At 62.4% G+C, this 24,366-nt stretch carries 21 protein-coding genes; 15 read left to right on the forward strand and 6 right to left on the reverse strand.

Annotated features, from left to right (window positions below):
- From ACFC3J_RS12080 to ACFC3J_RS12090, 3 genes are all read left to right on the forward strand, one after another.
- Window positions 1-335: HlyD family secretion protein (locus tag ACFC3J_RS12080; protein WP_375196418.1), on the forward strand; the 335-nt coding region annotated here is incomplete at its 5' end.
- A 13-nt stretch (window positions 336-348) separates the two neighbouring features.
- The gene (locus tag ACFC3J_RS12085; protein ID WP_375196419.1) at window positions 349-3,492 is read left to right on the forward strand and encodes an efflux RND transporter permease subunit; all 3,144 of its coding nucleotides are present in this window, start codon (window positions 349-351) and stop codon (window positions 3,490-3,492) included.
- Window positions 3,489-4,874 carry an efflux transporter outer membrane subunit gene (locus tag ACFC3J_RS12090; protein WP_375196420.1) on the forward strand — a complete coding sequence of 462 codons (1,386 nt, stop codon included), beginning with the start codon at window positions 3,489-3,491 and terminating at the stop codon, window positions 4,872-4,874. Before ACFC3J_RS12085 ends, ACFC3J_RS12090 begins: the two co-directional genes overlap by 4 nt.
- Before the next feature lie 227 nt (window positions 4,875-5,101).
- On the opposite strand, the gene ACFC3J_RS12095 is transcribed toward ACFC3J_RS12090, so the two are convergent.
- From ACFC3J_RS12095 to ACFC3J_RS12105, 3 genes are all read right to left on the reverse strand, one after another.
- Window positions 5,102-6,853, reverse strand: coding sequence for a chloride channel protein (locus tag ACFC3J_RS12095; RefSeq protein WP_375196421.1), 1,752 nt, complete (start codon window positions 6,851-6,853; stop codon window positions 5,102-5,104).
- A 124-nt stretch (window positions 6,854-6,977) separates the two neighbouring features.
- On the reverse strand, window positions 6,978-9,503 hold the full coding sequence (locus ACFC3J_RS12100; protein WP_375196422.1) for an ABC transporter permease: 2,526 nt from the start codon (window positions 9,501-9,503) through the stop codon (window positions 6,978-6,980).
- The gene (locus ACFC3J_RS12105) at window positions 9,500-10,189 is read right to left on the reverse strand and encodes an ABC transporter ATP-binding protein (RefSeq protein WP_375196423.1); all 690 of its coding nucleotides are present in this window, start codon (window positions 10,187-10,189) and stop codon (window positions 9,500-9,502) included. The genes ACFC3J_RS12100 and ACFC3J_RS12105 overlap by 4 nt, the downstream gene beginning before the upstream one ends.
- A gap of 20 nt (window positions 10,190-10,209) precedes the next feature.
- On the opposite strand from ACFC3J_RS12105, the gene ACFC3J_RS12110 reads away from it, so the two are divergent.
- Window positions 10,210-10,911 carry an arylesterase gene (locus ACFC3J_RS12110; protein WP_375196424.1) on the forward strand — a complete coding sequence of 234 codons (702 nt, stop codon included), beginning with the start codon at window positions 10,210-10,212 and terminating at the stop codon, window positions 10,909-10,911.
- A gap of 80 nt (window positions 10,912-10,991) precedes the next feature.
- On the opposite strand, the gene ACFC3J_RS12115 is transcribed toward ACFC3J_RS12110, so the two are convergent.
- A complete protein-coding gene (locus ACFC3J_RS12115) occupies window positions 10,992-11,951 on the reverse strand; it encodes a GlxA family transcriptional regulator (RefSeq protein ID WP_375196425.1) in 960 nt (319 codons plus the stop codon).
- A 124-nt stretch (window positions 11,952-12,075) separates the two neighbouring features.
- On the opposite strand from ACFC3J_RS12115, the gene ACFC3J_RS12120 reads away from it, so the two are divergent.
- The 11 genes from ACFC3J_RS12120 (at window position 12,076) to ACFC3J_RS12170 (ending at window position 22,231) form a co-directional block, all read left to right on the forward strand.
- Entirely contained in the window at window positions 12,076-12,882 is an 807-nt protein-coding gene (locus tag ACFC3J_RS12120; protein ID WP_375196426.1) for an SDR family NAD(P)-dependent oxidoreductase, read from the forward strand.
- Window positions 12,883-12,913: 31 nt separating this feature from the next.
- Window positions 12,914-13,678 carry an SDR family oxidoreductase gene (locus ACFC3J_RS12125; RefSeq protein ID WP_375196427.1) on the forward strand — a complete coding sequence of 255 codons (765 nt, stop codon included), beginning with the start codon at window positions 12,914-12,916 and terminating at the stop codon, window positions 13,676-13,678.
- Between the two features lie 153 nt (window positions 13,679-13,831).
- Window positions 13,832-14,254 (forward strand): carboxymuconolactone decarboxylase family protein, encoded by a 423-nt coding sequence (locus ACFC3J_RS12130; RefSeq protein WP_375196451.1) that lies wholly within the window; start codon window positions 13,832-13,834, stop codon window positions 14,252-14,254.
- A gap of 212 nt (window positions 14,255-14,466) precedes the next feature.
- Window positions 14,467-14,796, forward strand: coding sequence for an ArsR/SmtB family transcription factor (locus ACFC3J_RS12135; RefSeq protein WP_375196428.1), 330 nt, complete (start codon window positions 14,467-14,469; stop codon window positions 14,794-14,796).
- A 10-nt stretch (window positions 14,797-14,806) separates the two neighbouring features.
- Window positions 14,807-15,220 carry an arsenate reductase (glutaredoxin) gene (arsC, locus tag ACFC3J_RS12140; RefSeq protein WP_375196429.1) on the forward strand — a complete coding sequence of 138 codons (414 nt, stop codon included), beginning with the start codon at window positions 14,807-14,809 and terminating at the stop codon, window positions 15,218-15,220.
- A gap of 202 nt (window positions 15,221-15,422) precedes the next feature.
- Window positions 15,423-16,454: an ACR3 family arsenite efflux transporter gene (gene arsB / locus ACFC3J_RS12145; RefSeq protein WP_375196430.1), complete on the forward strand. Its 1,032-nt coding sequence runs from the start codon at window positions 15,423-15,425 to the stop codon at window positions 16,452-16,454.
- Window positions 16,451-17,197, forward strand: coding sequence for an arsenical resistance protein ArsH (arsH, locus tag ACFC3J_RS12150; RefSeq protein WP_375196431.1), 747 nt, complete (start codon window positions 16,451-16,453; stop codon window positions 17,195-17,197). Before arsB ends, arsH begins: the two co-directional genes overlap by 4 nt.
- A gap of 340 nt (window positions 17,198-17,537) precedes the next feature.
- Window positions 17,538-18,701: a DSD1 family PLP-dependent enzyme gene (locus ACFC3J_RS12155; protein WP_375196432.1), complete on the forward strand. Its 1,164-nt coding sequence runs from the start codon at window positions 17,538-17,540 to the stop codon at window positions 18,699-18,701.
- The gene (locus ACFC3J_RS12160) at window positions 18,701-19,093 is read left to right on the forward strand and encodes a RidA family protein (RefSeq protein WP_375196433.1); all 393 of its coding nucleotides are present in this window, start codon (window positions 18,701-18,703) and stop codon (window positions 19,091-19,093) included. The genes ACFC3J_RS12155 and ACFC3J_RS12160 overlap by 1 nt, the downstream gene beginning before the upstream one ends.
- 38 nt (window positions 19,094-19,131) lie before the next feature.
- Entirely contained in the window at window positions 19,132-20,763 is a 1,632-nt protein-coding gene (locus ACFC3J_RS12165) for an FAD-dependent oxidoreductase (RefSeq protein ID WP_375196434.1), read from the forward strand.
- Window positions 20,764-20,800: 37 nt separating this feature from the next.
- Window positions 20,801-22,231 (forward strand): aldehyde dehydrogenase family protein, encoded by a 1,431-nt coding sequence (locus ACFC3J_RS12170; RefSeq protein WP_375196435.1) that lies wholly within the window; start codon window positions 20,801-20,803, stop codon window positions 22,229-22,231.
- A 282-nt stretch (window positions 22,232-22,513) separates the two neighbouring features.
- Here the strand turns inward: ACFC3J_RS12170 and ACFC3J_RS12175 are convergent, their stop codons facing one another.
- Together ACFC3J_RS12175 and ACFC3J_RS12180 are read right to left on the reverse strand one after the other, a co-directional pair.
- Complete coding sequence (locus ACFC3J_RS12175; RefSeq protein ID WP_375196436.1) at window positions 22,514-23,908, reverse strand: NAD(P)(+) transhydrogenase (Re/Si-specific) subunit beta; 1,395 nt, start codon at window positions 23,906-23,908, stop codon at window positions 22,514-22,516.
- Window position 23,909: 1 nt separating this feature from the next.
- Entirely contained in the window at window positions 23,910-24,200 is a 291-nt protein-coding gene (locus ACFC3J_RS12180) for an NAD(P) transhydrogenase subunit alpha (protein WP_375196437.1), read from the reverse strand.
- Between the last annotated feature and the right edge of the window lie 166 nt (window positions 24,201-24,366).

Consider the following 24,366-nt stretch of genomic DNA (forward strand, 5'->3'; position numbering starts at 1 on the left):
CGCGCTTCGCCAACCCCGACAGCCTGTTGCTGCCCGGCATGTTCGTCCGCGTCGTCGCCCCCCAGTCAGTGGTGCCGAACGCGATATTGGCGCCCCAGACGGGAATCAGCCGCGATCCCAAGGGCAACGCGACCGCCCTTGTCGTCAATCGGGCCAACAAGGTCGAACGGCGCACCGTCACCGCCGCGCAGGCGATCGGCGACAGGTGGCTGATCACCAGCGGCCTGAAGGCGGGCGACCGACTGATCGTGGAAGGCACGGACAAGGTCCAGCCCAATGACAGCGTGAAGCCTGTTCCGGTCGGCCAGCCCGCCTCCGCGCAGTCGGCGAAGTAAGGGGAGACGCACCTTGCTCAGCCGCTTTTTCATCGAACGGCCGATCTTCGCATGGGTCATCGCCATCGGCATCATGCTGGCGGGTCTGGGCGCGATGCTCACCCTGCCGATCGCCCAATATCCCGACATCGCTCCGCCGTCCGTCGGCATCAGCGCCAGCTATCCGGGCGCCTCTGCCGATACCGTCGAAACCAGCGTCACCCAGGTCATCGAACAGCAGCTGACCGGCATTGACGGCCTCATGTATTTTTCGTCTTCGTCGTCGGCCAACGGGCAGGCGCGGATCACCGTTACCTTCAAGAAGGGCACCGATCCCGATACCGCCCAGGTGCAGGTGCAAAACAAGGTGCAGCAGGCCCTGAGCCGCCTGCCCAACGCAGTGCAGCAACAGGGGCTCACGGTCACCAAGTCTCAGACCGACTTCCTGATGCTGGTGGGCATTTACGACAAGACCGACACCGCGTCTCAGGCCGATATCGCCGACTATCTGGTCAATAATTTCCAGGACCCGATTGCCCGCATCGACGGCATCGGCTCCTCGCAGATTTTCGGTTCGCAATATGCGATGCGTATCTGGCTCGACCCTTACAGGCTTGCCACGGTCAAGCTGATGCCCTCGGACGTAGCCAGCGCGATCTCAGCCCAGAATATCGAGGTTTCAGCAGGACAGATCGGCGCCGACCCGGCACCCGCGGGACAGCAGATCAACGCCACCGTCACCTCTCGCGCGCGCCTGCAAACCCCCGAACAGTTTCGCAACATCATCGTCAAGACGCAATCGGACGGCTCGGTCGTGCATCTGTCGGACGTGGCGCGAGTCGAGCTTGGCAATGAGAGCTATACCTCCTCCGCCAGCCTCAATGGCCATCCCGCGTCGGGCATGGCTCTGCAACTTGCGCCGGGTGCCGACGCGCTGAAGACGGCTGAACTGGTCAAGGCCAAGGTGGCTGAGCTGTCGGCCAACCTGCCCCACGGCTATACGATCGCCTATCCGCGCGACACCACCCCCTTCATCCAGTTGTCGGTGGACGAAGTCATCCAGACGCTGATCGAAGCGGTCGGACTGGTCGTCGTGGTGATGTTCGTCTTTCTGCAAAGCTGGCGCGCCACGCTGGTTCCCGCCATCGCCGTGCCGGTGGTGCTGCTGGGCACGTTCGGCGTGCTGGCGCTGTTCGGTTATTCGATCAACACGCTCACCCTGTTCGGCATGGTGCTGGCGATCGGCCTGCTGGTCGATGACGCCATCGTCGTGGTCGAGAATGTGGAGCGACTGATGGAGGAGGAAGGGCTCTCCCCCCGCGAGGCCACGATCAAGTCGATGGAGGAAATCGGCAGCGCGCTGGTGGGCATTGCGCTCGTCCTGTCCGCGGTGCTGCTGCCCATGGCCTTTTTCGGCGGGTCTACAGGCGTGATCTATCGCCAATTCTCCATCACCATCGTTTCTTCGATGCTGCTCTCCGTGCTGGTCGCGCTGATCCTTTCGCCAGCGCTCTGCGCCACGATCCTGAAGCCGATTTCACAGGAACATCGCGAGCGCGGCTGGCACGGCAAGTTCAACCGCTGGTTCGAGCGGCTGACACAAGGCTATATGCGCAGGCTGAAAGGGTTCATCGGCCGCCGCAAGCTGTTCTGGCTCGGTTATGTGCTGATCCTGGGCCTGCTCTGGCTGCTGTTTGTCCGCCTGCCCACCAGCTTCCTGCCTGTGGAGGATCAGGGACAGGTGATGGTGCAGGTGACCCTTCCTGCCGGCGCCAAATCCTCGCGCACCACAGCCGCACTGGAACAGGTGCAGAATTATTTCCTGAACGATGAGAAGGACAATATAGGCTTCATCTTCGTCACGCAGGGTTTCAGCTTTGCCGGCCAGGGCGAAAATACGGCGCAGGGCTTCATCAACCTTGCCCCGTGGGATGAGCGGAAAGGCACGGCCAATGGCGCCACCGCGATCGCAAACCGGGCGACCAGACAGCTTGCCGCCATCCGCGACGCGAAGGCTCTGGCGATGACGCCGCCCTCCATCCGCGGCCTTGGCCAGTCGAACGGCTTCACCTTCGAACTGCTCAACACGGGCGGCCTCAGCCGCGAACGCTTTCTGGATCTGCGTAACGAGTTGCTCAAGGCGGCGGCAGACAATCCCAAGCTGGCGGGCGTCCGCGCAGCAACGCTGGAGGATACGCCCCAGCTCAAGGTCGACATCGATTCCGAAAAGCTGGCCGTGCTGGGCCTGACGCAAAGCGATGTCGACAATGTGCTGAGTTCCGCCTGGGGCAGCCGCTATATCAACGACTTCGTCGATCGGGGCCGGGTCAAGCGTGTCTATATGCAGGCGGACGCCCCGTTCCGTGCTCTGCCCTCCGACCTCGACAACTGGCAGGTTCGTTCCGGCACAACTGGGGAAATGGTGCCCTTCTCCGCTTTCGCGACGAGCCACTGGACCATGGGCCCGACCACCTTGGCCCGCTTCAACGGCCAGTCATCCTACGAAATTCAGGGGCAGGCCGCTCCCGGCTCGAGTTCGGGCGATGCAATGGACGAAATGATCAGGCTCCAGAAACAGCTCCCCCCCGGCACGGGCTATGCGTGGAGCGGACTTTCCTATCAGGAACAGCTGTCGGGCGGACAGGCCCCTCTGCTCTACGGCCTGTCGGTGCTGGTGGTCTTCCTCTGCCTCGCTGCACTGTATGAAAGCTGGTCGATCCCGCTCGCCGTCCTGCTGGTAATCCCGCTCGGCCTGATCGGCGCGGTGCTGGCGGTGACGCTGCGGGGTCTGGAAAACAACATCTATTTCCAGGTCGGCCTGCTCACCACCATGGGCCTTGCCGCAAAGAACGCGATCCTGATCGTGGAGTTTGCCGAGCTCGCCTGGCTTCAGGGCAAGGATGCCTATGATGCCGCGATCGACGCGGCGCGCCTGCGCTTCCGCCCGATCCTGATGACATCGCTGGCCTTCATGGCGGGCGTGATACCGCTGGCCATCGCCACCGGCGCAGGCGCGCAAAGCCGCGTCGCCATAGGCACTGCGGTCATCGGCGGCATGCTGACAGCGACCGTCCTTGCCATCTTCTTCGTCCCTCTCTTCTTCCTGACGATCATGCGCATTTTCAGCCGCAAGGGCACGCCGCCCGCCGAAGTGCCCGCACCGGAGGTTCCGGCATGAAGCGCGCCTTTCTCCTGACGTCCCTGATGGCTTCGCTGGCCGCGCTGCCAGCCTGCAACATGGCGCCGCATTATGTCCGCCCCGTGCCGCCGGTCCCGGCCGATTTCCCCAGCGGTCCGGCCTATGCGCCCGCTGCGGCTGCGGGAAAGCCGGGCCTGCCCTGGACCACTCTGATCGCCGATGAGCACCTGAAGGCGGTGATCGGCCGGACGCTCGCCAACAACCGGGATCTGCGCGCCGCGCTCGCCAATGTGCAGTCCGCCCGTGCCCTTTATCGCGTCCAGCGCGCCGCCCAGCTGCCCGCCGTCACCGGCGAGGCTGCCGCCGGTTTTTCCCGCCGGAACGACGCTCGTCAAGACAGCTACAGCGCCGATATCGGCTTCAGCGCCTTCGAACTGGACCTGTTCGGACGGGTGAAGAATCTCAGTCAGGCGGCTCTGGAATCCTGGCTCGCGACTGAGGAAGGCGCGCGCTCCACCCGCATCACCCTGGTCGCTGAAACCGCCACGGCCTATGCCACGCTTGCCGCCGATCAGGAACTTCTGGCGCTGGCCCGCCAGACGCTTGCCAGCGCCGAACGGTCGCTGTCCCTCACCCAATCGCTCAATCGCGCGGGCCCGATCGGCAAGCTTGACGTCCATCAGGCCGAAACCACGGTGGAACAGGCGCGCAGCGACATCGCCGCCAGCACGACGCAGGTGGCGCAGGACCGCAACGCGCTCGACCTGCTCGCCGGCGCCCCGGTGGAGGACGCGCTGCTCCCGCAATCGCTGCAAGGCCTGACCAGCAGCATAGCCAAGGTTCCTGCCGGTCTATCCTCCGACGTCCTGCTTCAGCGCCCCGACGTCCTTCAGGCCGAACATCAGCTCAAGGCCGCCAATGCCGATATCGGCGCGGCTCGCGCCGCGATGTTCCCGAAGATCAGCCTGACGGCGGCGATCGGCGTCGCCAGTTCGGCGCTGTCCTCGCTGTTCACCGGCGGCGGCTTTGCCTGGTCGGCGGCTCCTTCAGCCAGCATGCCGATCTTCGGCGGCGGCGCCCGTGGCAATCTCGACTATAGCAAGGCGCAGCGGGACCTGTATCTTGCCCAATATGAGAAAGCGATCCAGACCGCCTTCCAGGAGGTTTCCGACGCCCTCGCCCGCGAAGGAACGATCGACGCCCAACAGGCGGCGCAACAGCGCCTCGTCGTCGCCAGCCAGCGCAGCTACGCTCTGGCCGACGAGCGCTATCGGGCCGGGATCGATACGTTTCTCAACAGCCTGACCACACAGCGGAGCCTCTACAATGCTCAGCAAAGCGCCATCGCGACGGAACTGGCGCTGGTGCGCAATCGCATCCTCCTTTACCGCGTCATCGGGGCGGATTTCGAAGGAAATTGACGGTTAGACGGCGCGGCGGCCGCCTTCCCGGCGGCAACGCTCGATCTGCGCGGTGAGGTCTGGACAGGATGCGCTGGCGGCGTCGCTGGCATTGAAGGTGGTCGTTCTTGGACACGGCCGTAATGATAATAAGAAAAATCTCAAAATCCGCCTGACCCTGAGCGCGGCTTCACACCATGGCCGGCGTATATGGCGTGTTGAATCCGGGCATTCGCCAGCATTTTTCGTTACTCGCCGAACAAGGCTCGCTGAGATGCCTCGATTTCCTCGAAATACCGGCGCCTGGCATGTTTTTCGCTGAGGACGCCCAGCACCTTGCCGCTTGCATCGACCACCGCCAGGTCGTCTGCGCCTGCCTGATCGAAAAGTGGCAGAATTGCGCTGATATTTGTTTTTGGATCGAGCGCCGTGGCAGATAATTGCGCAAGAGGCTCGACCCGCGCATCTGCCTCCAATTCTGGCGCGTGAATGGCCGCCGCTGGCAATATCCCGCGATACCGACCCGAAGCGTCAACCATCACCGCCTTGCTTGCAGAGCCCAACGGCACTTTCGCCCGGAACTCCTCAACGGTGCAGTCGTCAGGAACCGAGATCCAGTCCCGACGCATCAGGCGCCTCGCCGTCAGGTTCATCACCCACCCTATGTCGCGCGGGCTGCGAATGTTTGACCCTCGCAAATGCAAACGCCAGGTGGAGAAGGAATAGCCAAACAGTTCTCGCGTAAGCGCGCTCGAAAGCAACGAGGCGGTCAGCACGATTCCCATCAACGCGAAATCATGGGTCGTCTCAAGCATCAGGAGCGCGAGGGTCATCGGCCCGCCAACGATCGATACGCTCAGCGCTGCCATGCCAACCAGCGCTGCGTCATTGGCATTGACCTGAATTCCAAGGCCGGACGCATTCAAAAGCCCGGCGAAAATCTGCCCCGTCAGCGCCCCCAGAAAGAGGGAAGCGAAGAACAATCCACCCCTGAAACCGAAGCTCAAGGAGATAACGGAGGCAGCTATTTTCAACGCCAGGACCATGAAAAGTGCAGTGAGCGCCGGTTGCAGCATGAGATCGAGGTGCAGGGCACCGTGCCCGGCCGACAATGTCTGCGGAGAGCACAGCGCCAGCGGCATCAGGAGAAGTCCACCAGCCACGGGCTTCCAACGTCCCAACCGCGTCCAGCCCTGCACGCATATTTCGGAAAAGGTGACCATCCGCATGATCAGGATGCCCAGAAAAGCGCATATGAGACCGAGTAGCGAGAAAAGCAGATAGTCGCCAATCGTCACCGTCCGTTCGGCAGTGGTCGCCAGCAGCCATGGCTCTACGCCCAGCGAATGCGTCACGAACACCGCCGTCAGTGCAGCAGCAGCCACCGGAGCGATGGAAGATGGCGTGTAGTGGCCAATCACAATTTCGAAAGCATAGAAGGCTCCGGCCAGAGGCGCTCCAAAGGCAGCGCCCACCGCCGCGCCCGCGCCCGCGCCCACCAGCGTCCGCAAATCGTTGCGACGCAGTTTCAGCCACTGCCCCAGCAAAGAGGCGATGCCGCCGCCCATTTGCGCGTAGGCCGCCTCGAGGCCGACCGATGAACCCATGCCGTTGGAAACGATGGTTTGCGCCGCGATGACAAGATTGTCCGTCGCCGGTATGCGGCCTCCATGCAATGCATTCGCTTCAACAACGTCGATGGGCGTTCGCGCTCGTCCCTTCATCAGCCCGGCGAACAGCATCAGCATTATTCCGCCAATCGGGAGTGCCAGCAGCCGCCATGGATGACGGATTTCCCCCAGTGAACTCAGCCGATTGGCCGTCACGCCATAGAAAATCTCCTGCAAACCATGTGCCAGCATCTGTTGAATATCGGTCAACAGGCCTGCCACAATGCCTGAAATGGCTGCCAGAAGGATGAAAGCAGCCTCGCTTTCCCGAAGACGGCGGCGCTGTCTCACGGCCATTGAGCGGACAAGGGAATTCCATTTGTAGCGCATGCTCCCCGAGAGCGCGCTTTGCGTCAGTCGTCAACCATGCATAGCTTTTGCGGGATTGGTAGAATGGTCAGGACGACCCATTCGAGACGCTCAGTGATCCAGCGCATCATCAGTTGCCGGCCCGCTATATGGCGCGCAATGCCCGGGCCGGCCGCACGGACATCAGCGGTATCGACCCCAGCAGGCCGACGCCCAGAGTCAGCACCGCGCCCGCACCCAGCGTCGCTGCAACGAGCAGCCAGTCTGGCGACCAATGAAAAGCGAAGATCTGGACAATCACGAACCATGCCGCCGTCAAACCGAGGGCCAGCGCAACAACGGCAAGAATGGCAGCGAGCAGGAGATATTCGAACGCCTGACTGCCCAATATCTGCCAGCGCGTCGCGCCCAGGGTCTTGAGAATGACGCTGTCATAAGCGCGAGCATGCCGAGACGCGGTGATCGCCCCGATGAGGACGGCGATACCGGCGAGGATTGCCACCGATCCCGCGAGCACAATGGCGCTCGCCATCTGACCAAGCAGGACCGTGACCTGCCCGACGACCTCTCTCACCGGGATGATGGAGATGGAGGGAAAGGCGGCAAGCAGTGCCCGAGACAATTGCCCTTCCGATGTCTTGGGCGGCTTGATCGTGATGGTTGCGGCCAGGCTGTGCGGCGCGCCCCGCAGGCTATTGGGAGAAAAAACCATGATATAGTTAAAGCCCATCGTCTCCCAGTTGACCTGACGCAGGGATGCGATCCGGGCCCGGATTTCGCGGCCTAATATGGAGACGGTCAGCGTATCGCCTACGCCGACGTCCATCACCGCTGCCGCCTCTCGGTCGAGCGAGACCAACGGCGCGCCCGCATAATCTTTGGGCCACCACTCGCCTTCGACCAGATCGGACCCCTCCGGCAGCATGTCGCTATAGGTGACGCCACGTTCGCCGCGCAGGAACCAGGCGTCCTTCGGCAGTTCCTTAAGGTCAGCGACGCGCGTTCTGCCGTAGGCCAATATGGTTCCGCGCAGAGCGGGCACGATGTTGACGGTGGAGCCGGGCGCCGCGTGCGCCACAAAGCTCTGGAACTGCTGCTTCCGGGCGGCCGGGATATCGAGCACGAACTGATCCGGAGCGGTGCGCGGTACGGTGTTGCGGATCTCGGCATTCAAGCTGGACTGGATCGCCGCCAGCGTGACGAAGAGCGTGAGCCCCAGCCCCAGAGCGATCACCAGCGCCGGGGTCTGCGATCCTGGACGATGGAGATTGGCGATAGCAAGCCGTGCCAACGGAGCACGCGGCGGCTTGATACGGGCCGCCAGCCGCCGCACTATGGAACCTATTCCGAACAGGATCAGCAGGATAACGCCAACCGCAGCAAGTACCGATGCCGCGAAAAGCGGTTCTCGCGCGGTGCTTATGGCCAGAGCGGCGGTCGCAAGGACGGCGATGCCGACAGCGATCATGCTGGTCCGGTCCCTGACGCGCCGCTTGTCGACAATCTCCCGAAAAAGGACGGCGGCCGGCAGAGTGCGCGCGTGGGCAAGGGGCGGCATGATGAAGATGAACGCGATCAGCAGGCCATAGGCAGCGCTGGTGACGAAGGGCCAGGCCGTCAGGCTGAAACCCGGCTGAACCGGCAGCAGGTCGCCCACCGCCGACAAAAGAAACGATGGCAGCACGGCACCCACCAGCAGCCCGGACGCGGTCGCCAGTGCCGCCACAATGCCGATCTGGATGAGATAGATGCGGGAAATGTCGCTCGTGGATGCGCCCAATATCTTGAGTGTTGCAATGCCGTTGCGCTTGATCGCCAGATATGAAGTAACGCCATTACCGACGCCGACACCTGCGATCGCAAGGGCAGTCAGGCCGATCAGCGATAGAAATTGCCCCATGCGCTCGAAAAAGCGGCTCGTGCCCGGCGCTGCACGGTCGCGGTCCTTGATTTCAAACCCGGCCATCGGAAAGGCGCGCTTCAATGCCTCGCCCGACGCTCGTGGATTCGCGCCCGCCGGCAAGCGAATGCGATATTTGCTTTCGTACAGGCTGCCTGGCTGGATCAGCGCGGTGCGGCGCACGCCTTCCAGCGATGTGATCGCCACTGGACCGAGTGTGAAGCCCTCCCCCACGCGATCCGGTTCGTTGGCGATGATGCCGCGGATGCGGAACAGTGCCTCTCCATAGCGCAGCGTCTGCCCCCGCCGAAGCGCCAGCCGGTCCGCAAGCGCTTGCCCGATGACCAGTTCGTCCGCCTTCAGCGTGCCCGCGGGGCCGCTGTTCAGCATCAATCTGCCATAGAGGGGATAGGCGAGATCCACGCCCTTGAGTTCGGTCAGCACAGCTGACGGCCCGTCGCCGCTGCCAGGCCGCTGCGCCATGGCACGCAGGCGAATGGTTTCGCTGAGTTGACCCATGCGGCGGAAGGCAGACTTTTCCGCCGCATTCGCTTCGCGCTGCGCCATGGCTATTTCAAGATCGCCGCCCAGCAGCGATTGGCCCTTGCTCGCAATCTCGCCAGTGATCGCCGCCGTCAGGCTGCCGATCGTGGCCAGTGCCGCCACGCCGAGAAACAGGCAGACGACCAGCAGGCGCAATCCACGAAGCCCGCGATGCAGATCGCGCCAGGCGATACGCCAGCAGCCCCGCCAACCAAGGTTCTGGCTCATGTACGCCTTTCCGCAACGATCAGACCGTCGCCGATCTCGACGATGCGGTGGCATCGCTCGGCGAGCGCCGGATCATGCGTGATGATGACCAGCGTGGCGTCGTTGGCGGCCTGTCGGGCGAAAAGCAGGTCGATGATCGCCCTGCTCGTGCCGCCGTCGAGATTGCCGGTCGGCTCATCTGCGAAGAGGATGTCCGGCCGGGGCGCCACGGCGCGCGCGATAGCGACGCGCTGCTGCTCGCCGCCCGACAACTGTGCGGGATAATGATGCAGCCGGTGACCGAGTCCGACGGCCTCCAGCTCCGATGCCGCTCGATCAAAGGCGCCGCCGGCCCCCGCCAGTTCGAGGGGCACTGCAACATTCTCAATCGCGCTCATCGTCGGCAGCAGGTGAAAGCTCTGCAATATGATGCCGATCCGTCCGCGCCTCGCCCGCGCCAGCCCGTCTTCATCCAGAGGGCCATAGTCTATCCCCGCGACCCGCACCTCGCCCGCGCTGGCGCGCTCCAGTCCCGACAGGATCGCCATCAGGGAGGATTTTCCCGATCCGGAAGGCCCCAGTATCGCAAGGCTCTCGCCGCGCTCAATCGACAGGTTGATGCCCCTCAGAATATCGGTGGCGCCCAGAGTCAGGGTGACATCACGCGCCCGAATGGCGATATGGGCAGGATCGGACGAACCGTGCATGACTGAAGGAGATCCCCTGGATGGCGCGACGCTGGCTCTCATATGCGATTTGCGCACTCATAGTGCAATCGCTCGCCGCCTGCTCGGAAGAACCTCCGGTTGGCAACAATGCGGCGCCCGTCGTCACCGAACAGGAAAATGAGGCGTCGGCGATGGACCGCAAGCTCGTGGTCGCGTTTGGAGACAGCCTCTATGCGGGCTATGGCGTCGCTCAAGATGAAAGCTTTCCGCACGAGCTGGAGAGGATTCTACGCGCGCAAGGCCATGCGGTCGAGGTTCGCAATGCCGGTGTGTCGGGTGAAACGACGCAAGGCGGGCTTGAGCGCCTAGCCTTCACGCTCGACGGGCTGCCGCGCAAACCGGACCTGGTTCTCCTCGGCCTGGGCGGCAACGATATGCTTCGCGGGCTGGACCCCGAGCAGAGCGAAAAGAACCTGCGTGCCATGCTGGACATTCTGAAAGCGCGAGAATTGCCCGTCATGCTGACCGGAATGCTCGCTGCGCCGAACATGGGGAAGGATTATGGCCGGCGTTTTAACGCCATCTACTCCGAGCTGGCCGCGGATTATGGTGTTCCTTTGTATCCTTTCTTCCTCGAAGGCGTCATCGGCAACAGAAAATTTATGCAGTCGGACTCGCTGCATCCCAATGCGCTCGGCATCGACATCGTGGCCGAAAAAATCGCACCTCTGGTTTCACGGAGTCTGACAGCCGCTCGCTAGATTCCAATTCGATACGTCTACCAATGACCCCGGTCGGCTGCTGAAGCCGCCGATTTCTCTCCTGAGCTGCCGTCAGTCGATCAACGCGCGACATTTGCCTGGGCGGATCGAGCCAACCGGCGCACGGCCTGCGGCGGTTGGCCATATTGCCGCATGAATGCCTCGCGCATGCGGCGCAGATCCAGGAAGCCGCTTTCCCGCGCGACCTGGTCCATCGGGTGGCGTGTTTCTTCAATCATCAATCGCGCAGCCTCAAGTCGCATCTGCTCTACGGCCTTGGCCGGGGTTTGACCCGTCTCGGCACGAAAGGCGCGCGCGAACTGACGGGGCGACAGCGCGGCGACTTCGGCCAGTTCCTCAACAGTGAGCGGATTTGCGAGATGCGATCTGGCAAAGATCAGCGCCTTCTGGATGCGGTCGCTGCTCGGCGCCAGTTCCAGCAATTCGGAATGCTGCGACTGCCCGCCTGCGCGGCGGTGATGCATTACGAGACGGCGCGCAATGGAGCCGGCGATTTCGCGCCCGAGATCCTTTTCGACCAGGGCCACGGCAAGATCGAGTCCCGCCGTAAGTCCCGCCGACGTCCACACCGCGCCTTCATTGATGAAAATCCGATCGTCCTCGACCCGCACGCCGGGGAACGCCTCGCGCATCTGTCGGGCATAGGACCAGTGCGTGGTGGCGCGGCACCCATCGAGCAGGCCCATCTGGCCGAGCAGGAATGCGCCGGTGCAAAGGCCCGCGACCCGGCGCGATTGCCGGGCCATGGCGCGAAGCCGATCGAGCGTGGCTTCCTCCTGCGGGGGCGGCGGGACCAAGCCTGCGAGCAAGAGCAGGGTATCGACCGGCCCAACATCATCAAGTCGTGTGGTAGGCACCGCAAATCCGCTTGAAGACGTCACCGGACCGCCTTCGACGGACGCAATCGACAATGTGTAATATTCCTCTCCTTTCAGGACATTTGCCAGTTCGAACGCCGCCTGCACGCCAAGCGCCAGGAACTGGAAGCCGGGCGTCAGGACCATGGAAACGTGCGGCATCAGAATCTCCAAAGAGGAGTGGCAGTAAAACGTAGTTTCTACGTCATATCAGTCACGGTCGATCACGTCCATAACGTCCTGGTCGAGAGCCATGATGTTCTCCTCAGGACAAAGGACCACAGCAATGACCAGCATTTCGACCGCTTTGGGAACCGCTCTCATCACCGGCGCCTCCACTGGGATCGGCGCGATCTACGCCGATCGGTTTGCCGCGCGCGGATACGACCTCATCCTCGTCGCCCGCAACAAGGACAAGCTTCAGTCGCTCGCCGCGCAGATCTCGGACAAGACCGGCCGCACGGTCGAGGTGCTGGATGCCGACCTTGGCAAGGCTGCCGATCTTGCCCGCGTAGAAAAAGTGCTGCGCGATGATGCAAGTGTGACCGTGCTGGTCAACAATGCGGGTATCGGCACGCATGCGACGCTGCTGGAAAGCGATGTCGAGAAGATGGATGCGATGATCCAGCTCAACGTCACCGCGTTGATGCGCCTGACCTATGCCGCGGTGCCCGGCATGGTGGCGCGGGGCGGCGGCACGGTGATCAACATCGCCTCGATCGTGGCGGTGGCGCCGGAGCTGCTCAACGGCGTCTATGGCGGGACCAAGGCTTTCGTTCAGGCCTTCACCACCTCGCTCAACCATGAACTCTCGGCTCAGGGTATCCGGGCCCAGGCCGTACTGCCCGGCGCCACCCGCACCGACTTCTGGGCGCTGGGCGGACTTCCGGTGGAGCATCTGCCGAGCGAGATCGTAATGCAGGCCGAAGACATGGTCGACGCTGCACTTTCGGGGCTTGACCAAGGCGAGACGAGCACGATCCCGGCCCTACGCGACGTGGAACTTTGGAACGCTTTCGAAGCGGCGCGTGCCGCCCTTGCCCCCCAGCTTTCCGCCACCCATTCCGCCCCGCGCTTCAACGTTGCGGTCTGATCCCTACAGCATCCCTTAAAAGGACTTTCTCATGAAACTCACCGGCAACACCATCTTCATTACAGGTGGTACCAGCGGTATCGGCCGAGGCCTTGCCGAAGCGCTGCACAAGCTCGGCAACAAGGTGATCATCTCGGGGCGGCGCATCGCGCTGCTTGAAGAAGTAACCGCCGCAAATCAGGGCATGGCCGCGATCACGCTGGATGTGACCAGCCTTGAGAGCATCCAGTCAGCGGCGCGCGAACTGATCGAGAAGCACCCCGATCTCAACGTGGTGTTCAACAACGCCGGCTTCATGCCCTTCGATGACGTATCGGGTCCGGTGGACGACGATCTGGCACAGGAACTCATCATTACGAACCTGCTGGGTCCGATCCGCGTCACCTCCGCGCTGATCGAGCATCTCAAAACCAAGGCCGAGGCCACGGTGCTCTATACCAGCAGCGTTCTTGCCTTCGTGCCCATTGCCAGCAACGCGATCTACTCGGCAACCAAGGCGGCGCTCCACTCTTACGCCCTGTCGCAACGGTTCCAACTGCGCGAAACCGGCGTCCGGGTACAGGAAATCGCCCCGCCATGGGTGGATACCGACCTGATCTACAGAAGCGGAGATCCGCGCGCGATGCCGCTGCCGGACTTTATCGAGAAGACGCTGACGGCGCTGGCGACCGACGCCCCGGAAGTGATCGTCGATGCCATCCGTCCGATGCGCGATAATCCCGGTGCCAACGAACACGCGCTGTTCGAGGCCTTCAACCAGAGCCTGGTCGAGAACCCGATCCCGGTCGGCGCCTGATCCCGTCAAAGCTTCCTGAAACATATTGCATCACGAAAGGACAATTGCATGTCGCGCATCTCCATCCCCTCGCCGGAAGCCGCACCCGAAGGATCGCAGGCCAGGCTCGAGGCGATCAACGGCAAGCTGGGTCTGGTACCCAACTTCTACCGCGTGCTGTCCAATAGCCCGGTCGCCATCAGTGCCCATGCCGCGCTGAATCAGGGCCTCGGCAAGGCGCTTGACGTGAAGATCCGTGAGCGGATCGCTCTGGCCGTCGCCGCTGTGAACGGCTGCGAATACTGCAATGCGGCGCATACTTTTACCGGCTTCACCTTTGCCAAGCTCAGCCGCGAAGAAATCGAACTGGCGCGCCAGGGCAGTTCGGGCGAGCCGCGTGCAGCCGCGGCTGCGGCATTCGCCCGGCGTGTTGCCAAGGCACGCGGCAAGGTTTCGCAGGACGATATCGATGCGGTTCGGGCAGCTGGCTTCAGCGAGGCCCAGATCGTCGAGATCGTGGCTCTTGTCGCTGAGAACTTCTTCACCAACCTGATCAACAACGTGGCTGGAACAGAAGTGGATTTCCCGGCGGTCTGAACGCAGCGCTCGTTCCTATAGTGGAAGACAGCATCGTGCGGCAGCGTCGCACGATGCTGTCTTTCGAGCCATCTTGCCGGACTCGACGGCGGCCTGGAGATCCGATCCGCTCAATCTGGAGCGTGCCGAACTTCTGCGCGGCCAGGAAGAAAAACATCGGAAGTTTACGATGCATTGTTGACGAAGGCAATCTCATCGGATAATCCCGATGCATGAAGACCGACGAGGCCCTCTCGATTCTCTCCGCGCTGGCGCATCCGACGCGCCTCGGCGCGTTTCGCTTGCTTATACGGCACGAGCCTGACGGTCTGTCGACCGGCGCGCTCGTTGAAGCTTCAGGGCTGACCCAGAGCACATTCTCGACACATCTCGCCGTGATGGTGAAGGTCGGTCTGATATTGTCCGAGAAGCGTGGCCGTCAGCAGATCCAGCGCGCCAATCTCGACGCGCTGCGCGGATTGATGGTCTATCTGGCCAAGGACTGTTGCGAGGGACGCGCCGAACTGTGCGAACCGCTTCTGGCCGAACTTACCTGCTGCTGAAGAGGCAACGATGACCGATATCATAATCTACCATAACCCGCTGTGCGGGACCTCGCGCAACGCTCTGGCCATGATCCGCAATGCGGGAATCGAGCCGCATGTCGTCGAATATTTGAAGTCCCCGCCGAGCCGGGCGTTACTGGTCCAGCTCATCGAACGGGCCAGCATCACGCCGCGCACTCTTCTGCGTGAAAAGGGCACGCCTTATGCCGATTTGGGCCTCGGCGACGAGAGCCTGACCGACGAGGCGCTGATCGATGCGATGATTGAGCATCCCATCCTGATCAACCGCCCGCTGGTAGTGTCGCCGCTGGGCGTGAAGCTCTGCCGCCCCTCCGAAAAGGTGTTGGATTTGCTTCCGAACGAGCAGCGCGGCATGTTCATCAAGGAAGATGGCGAAGTCGTCGAAGCGACCCGACGGTGAGGCTTTCGGTTTGCAGCGGGGCGTCTGGCGATGTCGCGGCTGTCTCCGTCGCGCTGTACCGCTCCCGGCACTTAGAACAGGTTGGCCAACTGACCGGGCTGGGTTGGAAATGCGGCCGCCGGCTCGACACGGTGTACATGCAGAACGCCTTGGGCGGCGACACCGCAAGCGCCCTCAAACCGGTCAACGCGGATTAGAGATCATGTCCCTGTTCGAACGCTATCTGTCGCTTTGGGTGGCCCTGTGCATCGTGGTCGGGATCGGTATTGGCCACCTGCTTCCCGGCGCCTTCGAGGCTATCGCCGCACTGGAGATCGCCAACGTCAATCTCGTAGTTGCGGTGCTGATCTGGCTGATGATCATACCGATGCTGCTGCGGGTCAACTTCCGGGCGCTGCACAGTCTGCGCCAGTATTGGCGCGGCATCGGGGTCACCCTGTTGGTGAATTGGGCGATCAAGCCATTCTCGATGGCGCTGCTCGGCACGCTCTTCCTCGGCTACCTGTTCGAACCGCTGCTACCTGTCGGTGCATCGTCCTCTTACATTGCAGGGCTGATCCTGCTGGCAGCCGCGCCTTGCACGGCGATGGTCTTCGTCTGGTCCGGCCTGGTCGATGGTGAGCCGAACTATACCTTGAGCCAAGTGGCGCTGAACGACCTGATCATGGTCTTCGCCTTCGCGCCGATCGTGGGTCTGCTGCTCGGGGTCGCTTCGATCACCGTGCCCTGGAACACGCTGGCGCTGTCGGTGGGACTCTACATCGTAGTCCCGGTGGTGATTTCCCAGTTGCTCCGTCACGCGCTCCTTCGTGGCGGTGGTGACAGCCGACTTCAGCATTTTCTGTCCGCCATCGGACCGATCAGCCTTGTCAGCCTGCTGCTGACCTTGGTTCTGCTCTTCGGCTTTCAGGGCGAGCAAATCATCCGGCAGCCTCTGGTGATCGCGCTGATTACCGTGCCGATCCTGTTTCAGGTCTATCTCAATGCCGGTATCGCCTACTGGCTAAGTCGGCAGCTTGGCGTGGCATGGCGTGTCGCCGGACCTTCGGCTCTGATCGGCGCCTCCAATTTCTTCGAACTGGCCGTGGCCGCCGCCATCAGCCTTTTCGGCCTCAGCTCGGGCGCCGCACTGGCGACCGTCGTGGGCGTCCTCGTGGAAGTGCCGGTGATGCTCTCGATCGTCGCTTTGGTGAATCGGACACGGCCCTGGTACGAGAAAGTTATTCCCGCATGAGACTGCGCACACTCGCCGCCCCCGCTCATCTTCCTGCTTTGGACAAGGCTTTCGCGCTGAAACGTCCGGCCATCGGTCTGGGCCAGGACCAACCGCCTCCGCGCATTCTGCTGCTGTACGGTTCGTTGCGAGAGCGTTCGTTTTCGCGTCTGGCCGTGGAAGAGGCCGCCCGTCTGCTGCAATATTTCGGCGCCCAGACGCGGATTTTCGATCCCAGCGACCTGCCGCTTCCCGATCAGGTGGCTGGAGACGATCATCCGGCCGTCCATGAACTACGCGAACATGCGCTGTGGTCCGAAGGCATGGTCTGGTGCAGCCCGGAACGGCACGGCCAGATCAGCGGCATCATGAAGACGCAGATCGATCACCTTCCGCTTCAGATGCGGGGGATGCGGCCGACGCAAGGACGAACGCTTGCGGTCATGCAGGTGTCGGGTGGGTCGCAGTCGTTCAACGCCGTCAACTCGTTGCGCCTGTTGGGCCGCTGGATGCGCATGTTTACAATCCCCAACCAGTCGTCGGTGGCGATGGCCTACAAGGAGTTCGACGAGCACGGTCGCATGCGGGCGTCCAGCTATTACGAGCGCATCGTCGACGTGATGGAGGAACTGGTCCGTTTCACCGTGCTTCTGCGACCCCACGCGGCGCAGTTGGTCGACCGATATTCCGAGCGTAAGGAAGCGGGAATTCCGCTGGGTGCTGCTGCGGACCACTCAGCCGTCGCAATAGCCCCCCAATCCTGACGGCCCGCCGCCATCATCCAGCAGAGCGAAACGGTGCCGGTTGCAATCAGGACTGCAACCAATAGACCGAAATCTACGGAGACAGGCGCACCCCGACACGCTCTTTCCGGCGCTCAGCCACTGGACGATCGCCGACTGGGTGACATTGAGCTTACCCGCGGCGCCGGCGAGGGAAGCGGCTCGAAACCATGCCAGAAAACAGGAGATCATGCTCTCCAACATTAATCCATCGCTAAATCAGTTATGTAGAATAGGTTAATTGCACGCTACCATCATTCCCATAGACTGTCAGGCCTGTCGCGTACCCGATCGTGAAATGGAATGAGCCTTGCCTGACGAAATGACCCGAGACGCCGTCACCTGGGAACGGCCGACTCTGAAGAATGTCGGCACACCGTGCCTGATTCTCGACCGCGATCGCATGGACCGCAATATAAGGAGACTGCGCACGCGGCTCGATCAACTGGGAGTTGCCCTGCGGCCGCATCTCAAGACCGCCAAGTCAATCGATGCGGCGCGGCGCGTCATGACGTCTTCGGCCGGGCCCGCAACTGTTTCGACTTTGAAGGAAGCCGAACGGTTCGCTGCCGCCGGTGTCACCGACCTCATCTATGCGGTCGGTATTTCCCCCGACAAGATCGAGCGCGTCCTTGTCCTGCGCGCCACCGGCGCGGACTTGGCCGTCACACTGGATACAGTGGAACAGGCCCAGGCCGTCGCGCACGCTTCCCGACAGGCTGGAGATCCCATCCCCGCCTTCATCGAGATTGACTGTGACGGGCATCGGTCGGGGGTAGTTCCCGGCGAGCGAACCAAGCTTCTGGAGATCGCTCACGCCTTGGCAGAGGGCGCCAGCTTACGCGGCGTGCTGACCCATGCCGGCGCCAGTTATGGCGCGGATGGCGACGATGCGCTTCGCGCCTGTGCCGAGGGGGAACGCGCGAGCGCGGTGAAGGCGGCAGCGATTTTGCGTGAGGCAGGTTTTGCATGTCCCATCGTCAGCGTCGGGTCAACGCCGACCGCCCATTTCGCACAGTCGCTGGAAGGCGTGACCGAAGTGCGGGCGGGCGTGTTCGTCTTTTTCGACCTCGTCATGGCCGGAGTCGGCGTCTGTCAGATCGACGACATTGCCTTGTCGGTGCTCGGAACCGTCATCGGGCATCAACCGGAAAAGGGCTGGATTCTGGCCGACGCCGGCTGGATGGCGATGTCACGCGACCGGGGAACGGCGAAGCAGAAGGTCGACCAGGGCTATGGCCTTGTCTGCGACATCCACGGGAAGCCGTTCCCCGATCTTATCATGTCCGATGCCAACCAGGAGCATGGCATCCTCTCGATCCGGTCCGGGTCGAATGCGCCCCTTCCCGACCTGCCGATCGGCACGCGTATTCGCATCCTGCCCAATCACGCCTGCGCAACAGCGGCGCAGCATGATGCCTATCAGGTCGTGTGCAGCGACGACGACGCTATTAAGGCTGTCTGGCCTCGCTTCGGAGGATGGTGATGAACAATGGCATCAGCCCCATTTCCACACCGCTCGCTCCGGCGGCGGGCGGCCATTATTCGCAGGCCGTCAGGCATGGCGATCTTGCCTACATCTCCGGGCAACTTCCGATTGAGCCGGACGGCACACATCGGCCTGAAGCAGATTTTGAAGACCAGGCCCGCCTGGCGATCCGAAACATGATCGCGGTAGCCCAAGCTGCCGGCAGTTCCATCGATCAGCTTCTTAAGGTAACGGTATATATCGTCGGGGTTGCAAATTGGCGCCGCTTCAACGCCGTCTATGCAGAGATGCTTGGTGATGTTCGCCCAGCCCGTTCGGTCGTGCCGGTCCCCGAACTCCATCATGGCTATCTGGTCGAGATCGACGCGATCGCCGCCTGCGCTCGCTGATTCATGTCCTGATTTTCCCTCTCGCGAAGGAAGCGCCCATGGCAGGCGAGCGCCGCAATGACAGCAAGGTCACGGCACGGCTTGCCGCATCGGGAAGCGTGCCAATATTCCATTCCATCCTGCACAACCATACGCTGCGCCCGATGACCGCAACGGATCTGGAGGCGATCATCCGGATCGACGCGCAGGCATTCGGGGCGGAGCGGTTGCGGATGATCGAGGAATTTGCCCGGATCGGCTCGGTGGCCGTGATCGAACGCGAGAAGGTCATTCAGGGCTTCGCCTTCTTTTGGCCTTGGCCAGGCAATCGGGCCTGTTATCGCGCGCTCCGCGGAACGCGCCCGAGCGCATCTACGGTCTGGCAAGCCGGTCCTTCGGTGGAGGCAATTGCGATGAAGCTCGTTCCCTATTGGCTCGACACGGCGCCAAAATTTTCGGGTGCCCGGCAGGGGCCGATCGAAGGCGACTATGATGTGGCGGTGGTCGGCGGCGGCTTCACCGGCTTGTCTGCGTCGATCGCGCTGGCAAAAAAGGGCGCTCGCGTGATCCTTTTGGAAGCAGGCTCGATTGGCGGATGTGCATCGGGGCGCAATGGCGGCATGTGCAACAATGGTTTCGCACAGGATTATGCCGCGATGGCGGGTCTTCTTGGGGCGGATGTTGCGGAGCGACTCTATCGGGGCTTCAACTTGGCCGTCGATACGGTCGAACGCATCATCAGCGAAGAGGACATAGAGTGCGACTTCAGGCGGGTCGGCAAGCTCAAAATGGCCGCCAGGCCCGCTCATTATGACAAGCTCGCACGATCACAGGAACTTATGGCGCGCGGCGCGGACCCCGACAGCTATCTGGTGTCGCGCGCGGATATGGCGTCGGAGGTCGGCACCGACCGCTATCACGGCGGACTGATCTTTCCCAGGAGCGCCGCCATGCATATGGGCAGATTTGCCCATGGGCTGGCAACGGCCGGAGCCCGCCACGGCGTCACCCTGCATGAAAATGCCCCAGTCCTTGGCCTGAAGCGGCTGAACGGCCATGCCCACAGTCTTTCGACGCCTTCGGGAACGGTAACCGCCAAGCAGATACTGCTGGCGACGGGCACCTCGGCCGTCGGCCCCCTGGCCTATTTTCGGCGACGCATCGTCCCTGTGGGCGCTTTCCTTATCGTGACAGAGCCCTTGTCGATCGAGCATCTCGATCACCTGCTCCCGCGTCGCCGCAATGCGACCGACACCCGGAACTTCGTCAGCTATTTCCGCGTCACGCCGGATAATCGGCTTCTGTTCGGCGGTCGCGCACGCTTCGCCAAGTCCAACGCTCGATCGGACGTCAAGAGCGGTGCCGTCCTCAGGCGTTCGATGGTCGAGATTTTCCCCAGCCTGTCGGGCGCGCGGATCGATTATTGCTGGGGCGGGATGGTGGACATGACCGCCGATCGCCTACCGCGAGCGGGCGAACATAACGGCCTGTTCTACGCCATGGGCTATAGCGGCCATGGCACGCAGATGTCGACCCATATGGGACAGATCATGGCGCAGGTGATGGACGGCAACAGCAACCTAAACCCATGGGGCGACTTCGACTGGCCTGCAATTCCGGGGCATTTCGGTCCGACATGGTTCCTGCCGTTCGTCGGCGCCTATTACAAACTGCAAGATATATTGCACTAAGGGACGCAGCGTCAAAATGACAGTTGAAAGCGTAAACATGCCCCAATTGCGTCAATTCTATATGGACGGCCAATGGATCAGCCCGTCCTCCGACGCAGTCATTCCCTTTTCCAATCCCGCCACTGAAGGCGAGATCGGCTCCATTGCCGCCGGGACATCCCAAGACGTCGATCGCGCCGTGGCAGCGGCGCGCCGGGCATTCGGCGCCTTCTCCATCACGACGCCGGCAGAGAGGCGCGACCTCCTGCAGCGGATCGTCGCGCTGATGGAGGCGCGCGCCGAAGAGCTGGCGCAGGCCATGACCAGAGAAATGGGCACGGCCATCAGCTTTGCCCGATCAGCCCAGGTCCCCTTCGGTATCGCCCATATGCGCGCAGCCATGGACGTTCTGGCCGATTATGAATTCATAACGCGCCGGGGCACGACAGCGATCGTGCGGGAACCAATCGGCGTCTGCGGGTTGATTACGCCGTGGAACTGGCCCCTTTATCAGATCAATGCCAAGGTTGCGCCTGCAATCGCCGCAGGCTGCACGATCGTCCTAAAACCCAGCGAATTATCACCCTTGAGCGCCATGCTGTTCGCACAGATCATGCATGACGCCGGGACGCCGGCCGGTGTGTTCAACCTGGTCACCGGCACCGGGAAAGACGCCGGCGCAGCGATCGCGGCGCATCCAGACATCGACATGGTGTCCATCACCGGCTCGGTGCGTGCAGGAGTTCTGGTAGCGCAGGCCGCAGCGCCGACCGTCAAGCGGGTGGTGCAGGAACTGGGCGGCAAATCACCCAATATCCTCTTGTCCGACGCAGATTTCGAAAAGGTCGTGCCTCTTGGCATCGCGTCGGCCTTCCGCAATGCGGGGCAATCCTGCAGCGCTCCGACGCGAATGATCGTTCCGGCCGAAAGGCTGGAAGAGGTGGAAGCGATCGCCCGGCGCTATGCCGATACCCTTGTTGTTGGCGACCCGCAGGATGAGCGAACCGACCTGGGTCCGGTCGCGAACAAGGCTCAGTTCCTGCGTGTGCAGCACATGATCGAGGTAGGCATCAACGAGGGCGCGAAGCTTTTGTGCGGCGGCCCCGGCCGCCCGCAGGGACTGATCGAGGGCCATTTCGCACAGCCCACCATATTCTCCGGCGTCACGCCCCACATGCGGATCGCGCAGGAGGAAATCTTCGGCCCGGTACTTTGCATCCTGCCCTATGCGAGCGAAGACGAAGCGATCGCGATCGCCAACGACACGGTCTATGGGCTGGGCGGTCATGTCCAGTCAGGTGACCATGAGCGCGCCCGGCAGGTTGCGCGCCGGATCAGGTCGGGGCAGGTCCATATCAATCACCCATCCTGGGACGCGCATGCGGCCTTTGGCGGATACAAACAGTCGGGCAACGGCCGGGAATATGGCGTGTTCGGCCTTGAAGAATGCCTCGAAACCAAGGCGGTCCTTGGATATTATCCCTCGTGACCATCGCGCTGACTCATGGGACGGCGCAAGAGGCTATATCTCGCGACGGAACCTGCTGGCCGCCGGCATGTCGGCAACTGTTTCCGGAGTGTTGATGCCGGGGCAGGCACTGACCGCGTCTCGGAAGTCACGCGTCAGACCGTTCCCTGAAACTGGCACGGGCAGATTGAGTTTTGTGCGCTCAAACTGGACGCATTCCCTCGGGGACCGGCGCTGGGCTGGCCAAGACGAAAAAGCCCGCCTGAAATGAGGCGGGCTTCTTTAAGGGGGACAGGTCGCCTGTCAATGCAGACCTGAGCCGCCCCCGGCCAGTTCCTTGGCGATGGAGCCAACCATGTCCTTGGCGTCGCCGAACAGCATTTGGGTGTTGCTGTTATAATAGATCGGATTATCGATCCCGGCGAAGCCTGCGTTCATCGAGCGCTTGATCACGAACACCGACTTGGCACGGTCAGCCTCGATAATCGGCATGCCCGCGATCGCGCTCTGCGGATCGTCGCGCGCCGACGGGTTGATCGTATCGTTCGCGCCGATGATCAGCGCCACATCCGCCTGCGGGAGTTCGGGGTTGATGTCGTCCAGCTCCACCAGCTGCTCATAAGGCACGTTCGCCTCGGCCAGCAGCACGTTCATATGGCCGGGCATGCGGCCCGCCACCGGATGGATCGCGAACTTGACGTCCACGCCCTTCTTGGTGAGCGCCTGATACAGCTCGCTCACCTTGTGCTGCGCCTGCGCCACGGCCATGCCATAACCGGGGATGATGACCACGCTGCTCGCATTTTCCAGCTGCATCGCCGCTTCCTCGGCCGAGGCGGAGCGGACCACGCGGTCGTCCTTGCCGCCAGCAGCGCCCGCCACGACCTTGCCGAAGCCGCCGAACATGACGTTGGCGAAGCTGCGGTTCATCGCCTTGCACATGATGACCGCCAGGATGAAGCCCGAGGCCCCGTCCAGCGCGCCCGCCACGATCAGCAGCTTGTTGCCCAGCGCAAAACCCATGGCGCTCGCCGCCAGACCCGCGTAGCTGTTCAGCAGCGCGATCACGGTCGGCATGTCCGCGCCGCCGATGGGGATCACCAGCAGAATGCCGAAGAGCAGCGCCAGACCGGCAAAGACCGGGAACAGGTAGGTCTGCGTCGGATCGAGGGCCAGCATCGCGCCGATCACCACGGTCGCCAGCGCAACCCCGCCATTCACCACCCGCTGCCCGACGAAGGAGACCGGACGGCTGCCCATGATCTCCTGCAACTTGGCGAAGGCAACGACCGATGCCGTGCAGGTCAGGAAACCCAGCAGCATCTCGAACATCAGCGCCCACATGATGAAGCCGCCGGCATATTCGGCATGGGCATGCTTGTAATATTCCGCCGCGCCGATCAGACCCACCGCCAGCGCACCGAAGGCGTGGGAAATGGCGGTCCGCTGGGGAATGGCGGTCATCGGCATCAGCAGCGCCATCGGGATGCCCGCGGCGGCGCCTGCAATCATCGCGATGATGATGAGGTTATAATCGACCACCTCATGCTGCACGAGCGCGCCGATAATGGCGATCAGCATGCCGATCTCGCCCGCCCGCACGCCTCGGCGCGCGGTCGAGGGATGGCTCATCCACATGAGCGCGAGGATGAACAGCGACGATGAGATGATCGCCGCGAAAGGTACAAAGGCGTTCATCTCACTTCCCCCGCGGCTTGAACATCTTGAGCATCCGGTCGGTGATCATGAAGCCGGAGACCAGATTCACCATCGCGCAGAAGACTGCAATGAAGCCCAGCGTCTTGGCCAGCGGCGTCGCGCCTTCCTCGCCCGTGATCGTGATCGCACCCACGATCACAACCGCTGCGATCGCATTGGTCAGCGACATCAGCGGCGAATGCAGCAGCGGCGATACCTTCTTGATGAGCTGGAAACCGACAAAGGCCGCCAGGATGAAGACAAACAGATAGTCCGGATTAAGCGCACTCACCGGCCATTCCTCCCATTCAGCACGCTAAAAGACGGGCAAAAAAAATGCTCTTCATCTTTAGCAAAACCTAATCGATCGTAGCGCCCACAGCACGCTTGTCCCTTGCCGGACCGGCTGCTTCCCATAGTCCCCTCCACAGCATTTCAGCGGCCCCTGCCCTATTCCT

The organism is Sphingobium sp. (assembly GCF_041987595.1).
In the GTDB taxonomy this organism is placed as follows: Bacteria; Pseudomonadota; Alphaproteobacteria; order Sphingomonadales; family Sphingomonadaceae; genus Sphingobium.

Coding starts and splice junctions, on each gene's coding strand:
- ACFC3J_RS12090 (WP_375196420.1), top strand. CDS start 3,489: ATGAAGCGCGCCTTTCTCCTGACGTCCCTGATGGCTTCGCTGGCCGCG.
- ACFC3J_RS12095 (WP_375196421.1), bottom strand. CDS start 6,853: ATGCGCTACAAATGGAATTCCCTTGTCCGCTCAATGGCCGTGAGACAG.
- ACFC3J_RS12100 (WP_375196422.1), bottom strand. CDS start 9,503: ATGAGCCAGAACCTTGGTTGGCGGGGCTGCTGGCGTATCGCCTGGCGC.
- ACFC3J_RS12105 (WP_375196423.1), bottom strand. CDS start 10,189: ATGCACGGTTCGTCCGATCCTGCCCATATCGCCATTCGGGCGCGTGAT.
- ACFC3J_RS12110 (WP_375196424.1), top strand. CDS start 10,210: ATGGCGCGACGCTGGCTCTCATATGCGATTTGCGCACTCATAGTGCAA.
- ACFC3J_RS12115 (WP_375196425.1), bottom strand. CDS start 11,951: ATGCCGCACGTTTCCATGGTCCTGACGCCCGGCTTCCAGTTCCTGGCG.
- ACFC3J_RS12120 (WP_375196426.1), top strand. CDS start 12,076: ATGACCAGCATTTCGACCGCTTTGGGAACCGCTCTCATCACCGGCGCC.
- ACFC3J_RS12125 (WP_375196427.1), top strand. CDS start 12,914: ATGAAACTCACCGGCAACACCATCTTCATTACAGGTGGTACCAGCGGT.
- ACFC3J_RS12135 (WP_375196428.1), top strand. CDS start 14,467: ATGAAGACCGACGAGGCCCTCTCGATTCTCTCCGCGCTGGCGCATCCG.
- arsC (WP_375196429.1), top strand. CDS start 14,807: ATGACCGATATCATAATCTACCATAACCCGCTGTGCGGGACCTCGCGC.
- arsB (WP_375196430.1), top strand. CDS start 15,423: ATGTCCCTGTTCGAACGCTATCTGTCGCTTTGGGTGGCCCTGTGCATC.
- arsH (WP_375196431.1), top strand. CDS start 16,451: ATGAGACTGCGCACACTCGCCGCCCCCGCTCATCTTCCTGCTTTGGAC.
- ACFC3J_RS12155 (WP_375196432.1), top strand. CDS start 17,538: ATGACCCGAGACGCCGTCACCTGGGAACGGCCGACTCTGAAGAATGTC.
- ACFC3J_RS12160 (WP_375196433.1), top strand. CDS start 18,701: ATGAACAATGGCATCAGCCCCATTTCCACACCGCTCGCTCCGGCGGCG.
- ACFC3J_RS12165 (WP_375196434.1), top strand. CDS start 19,132: ATGGCAGGCGAGCGCCGCAATGACAGCAAGGTCACGGCACGGCTTGCC.
- ACFC3J_RS12170 (WP_375196435.1), top strand. CDS start 20,801: ATGCCCCAATTGCGTCAATTCTATATGGACGGCCAATGGATCAGCCCG.
- ACFC3J_RS12175 (WP_375196436.1), bottom strand. CDS start 23,908: ATGAACGCCTTTGTACCTTTCGCGGCGATCATCTCATCGTCGCTGTTC.